At 67.6% G+C, this 3,349-nt stretch carries 1 protein-coding gene; it reads left to right on the forward strand.

The features are described from left to right. Positions 1-435: 435 nt before the first annotated feature. Complete coding sequence (locus ACWDKQ_RS35530; RefSeq protein WP_450143132.1) at positions 436-3,309, forward strand: Tn3 family transposase; 2,874 nt, start codon at positions 436-438, stop codon at positions 3,307-3,309. Positions 3,310-3,349: the final 40 nt, after the last annotated feature.

Below are 3,349 nucleotides of genomic sequence, written 5' to 3' on the forward strand. Positions count from 1 at the left end.
GCGAGGAATTGTCAATGCCTGTGGATCAAGATTGTTTAGGCGGCGGTGGGGTGGGGCGTGATCGCCGGGGCGTTCGAGACGACGAGGGCAATTCACGGTTGATGATGCGGCAGCTGGCCGAGTTCCTGGACACCGGTTCGACGACGTTGCACTGGTAGGGGGCTGACCGGAGTACGCCGAAAAGGGGCAATCCACCCTCGAAATAGCTGGTGAGAGCCCCGCCGTTCAACTATTCGTCGGTGATCAGCGCGGTGTCGATGGCGTGGGCTCGGTCGGTGGCTGAGGATCGGGTGTAGGGGTTTGAGGAACATCGGAACGGTGGACAGCGCTAAGCCGTGACCTGCTGGTTTGCGATTTGACCTTGGTTGCTGGCTGCTGCTGAGGTACGCCGCGGTGCCGCCACGGTGGGCGGTGTGAGCAGCAGGAGGCACTTCGTTGCCCGTTGAGTTCTTGTCCGATGAGCAGGCCACGGCCTATAGCCGGTTACCGGAGTCGTTGTCGCGGGCCGAGTTGGAGCGGTTCTTCTTCCTCGATGACGTCGACCGGGGTCTGGTGGAGGCCAAGCGCCGGGATCACAACAAGCTCGGCTTCAGTTTGCAGCTGGTGACCGTTCGCAACGCCGGTGCGTTCCTCGACGATCCGCTGGACGTGCCGGTCGAGCTCGTCGACTACCTCGCCGAGCAACTCGGTATCGACGACGCGGCGTGTGTGAAGTCCTACGGCGAGCGGGAGAAAACCCGCTTCGAGCACGTCTGGGAGTTGCGGCAGGTCGGAGGCTGGCGTGAGTTCTCGGCGGTGGAGACCGAGCTCGGCGAGTGGATCGAGGCCCGCGCCTGGACCACCGGGGACGGGCCGAAAGCGTTGTTCGACGCGGCAGTGGGATGGCTGCGGGAACGGCGGGTGCTGCTGCCGGGCGTGACGACGCTGGTGCGGCTGGTCGCGTCCCGCCGCGAGGCGGCGAACCAGCGGTTATGGGAGACGCTGCACCGGCTGCTTGACGATGAGCAGCGGTCCACACTGGATGAACTGCTGGAAGTCCCGGACGGGCAGCGGAGTTCGCAGCTGGACAAGCTGCGGCGGCCGCCGGTGCGGGTGTCGGGGCCGGCGATGGTCGATGCGCTCCAGCGGGCTGCGGAGATTTTGGGGCTGGGGTTCGCCGAGGTCGACACCGAGGTCGTGCCGCCCCGCAGGTTGGCGGAGTTGTCGCGGTATGGGGTGCAGGGCAAGGCCAGTCTGCTGCGCCGGCACGGTGATTCGCGCCGGGCGGCGACGCTGCTGGCGACGGTGACCTATTTGCAAACCCGGGCGGTCGATGACGCCCTGGACCTGCTGGACGTGCTGATCGCTTCGAAGCTGCTGGCCCGGGCCGAGCGAGAATCGGCCAAGGAGAAACTCCGCACCCTACCCAAGCTGGGGAAGGCGTCGGCGAAGCTCGCGGCGGCGTTCGGGGTGCTGCTGGAGGTCACCGGCGCTCACGACGACCTCGCCGACCAGGCCGCCGATGACAGCGCCGCGGTGGAGCCGGTGAGTCTGGCGCAGGTGTGGGCCGAGATCGAGGCCGTGGTGCCACGTGCGGAGCTCGCCGAGGCGCTGGTCGCGGTGGTGGAGCTGGCCGGGCTGCCGGACTCGGATGCGGACGAGGCATGGCGGGCGGTGCTGGTGAAACGGTTCGCCACCGTTCGGCCGTTCCTGCCGCTGTTGTGCGAGGTGATCCGCTTCGGTGCAACCCCCGACGGTCAACGGGTGCTGGCGGCGTTGCGGAATCTGCCGACGTTGTGGGGCGGTGGCCGCAACAAGGTCGATCGCTCGGAGATCGACGAGCAGCTGCTGATCGGCTCCTGGAAGCGCCTGGTGCTCAACGCCCCGGAGCTGGAACCGGGCACGGTGGACTGGCGGGCCTACACCTTCTGCGTGCTGGAACAGTTCCACCGCTGTGTGCGGCGCCGGGACATCTTCGCGGTCAACTCCAGCAAGTGGGGCGACCCACGCGCGAAGCTACTGGCAGGCAAAGCGTGGACCACGGCCAAGCCGGTGGTGCTGTCCAGCCTCGGTCTGCCACCCGACCCCGATGACCACCTGGACGAGCGCGCCGAGCTGCTGGACGCCACCTTCCGCGAGGTCGCCGCCAGGGTTCCGGAGAACACCGCAGTGCGGTTCGACGACGCCGGGCGCCTGCACCTGGCGGCGATCCCGGCGGAGGCGGAACCGCCGAGCCTGGAGAACCTGCGGGTACTGACCAACCGGATGCTGCCCCGTGTGGATCTGCCCGAGGTGCTGCTAGAGGTGTTGTCCTGGACCGGCGCGGCGGATGCGTTCACCTCGATAACCGGCGGCGAGGCCCGCCTGGCTGACCTGCACATCACCATCGCCGCCCTGCTCGTATCCGAGTCGTGCAATATCGGCTGGACCCCGGTTATCAAGCACGCCGTGCCCGCGCTGACCCGGGACCGGCTCGCGCACGTCGATGCCACCTACCTGCGGATGGACACCCTCAAGGCCGCCAACGCCGCCCTGATCGACGAACAGGCCCGCATCGGCCTGGCTCAGATCTGGGGCGGCGGGCATGTGGCCAGTGTGGACGGGATGCGGTTCGTCGTGCCGGTGCAGACGATCAACGCCCGCCACAATCCCCATTACTGGGGCCAGAAACGGGGCGCGACGTGGCTGAACATGGTCAACGATCAGGCCGCCGGCCTCGCCGGGAAAGTCGTCGCCGGCACTCCACGCGACTCCCTGCACGTGCTGGACGTGCTCTATGACCGCGATGGCGGGCAGAAACCGCAGATGATCGTGACGGATACCGCCTCGTATAGCGACATTGTCTTCGGACTCCTGACTTTGGCGGGGTTCTCCTACGCGCCGCAGCTGGCCGACCTGCCGGATCAGAAGCTGTGGCGCATCAACACCAAGGCCGACTACGGCCCGTTCGCCACCGCCGCCCGCGGCCGCATCGACCTGGGCAAAGTGCGGCGAAACTGGGAGGACATCCTGCGCGTGACCGCCTCCATCCACACCGGCGCTGTACGCGCGCACGATGTGATCCGGATGCTCTCCCGCGACGGCCACCCCACCCCGCTCGGCGAGGCCATCGCCCACTACGGGCGGATCCACAAGACCCTGCACGTGCTGCGTCTGGTCGACGACACCGGCTACCGCCGCGACATCAAAGCCCAGGCCAACCTCCAGGAAGGCCGCCACGCCCTCGCCAGGAGGATCTTCCACGGTCAGCGCGGCGAACTACGCCAGCGCTACTACGAAGGCATGGAGGTCCCGTTGACCGAACTACGGGCCAGGCGAATGGCGTCCTGAGCTGCGTAGACGGACTGTGACGATCGGGCCGTGGGGAACG

This window comes from Saccharopolyspora sp. NPDC000995 (genome assembly GCF_053599315.1).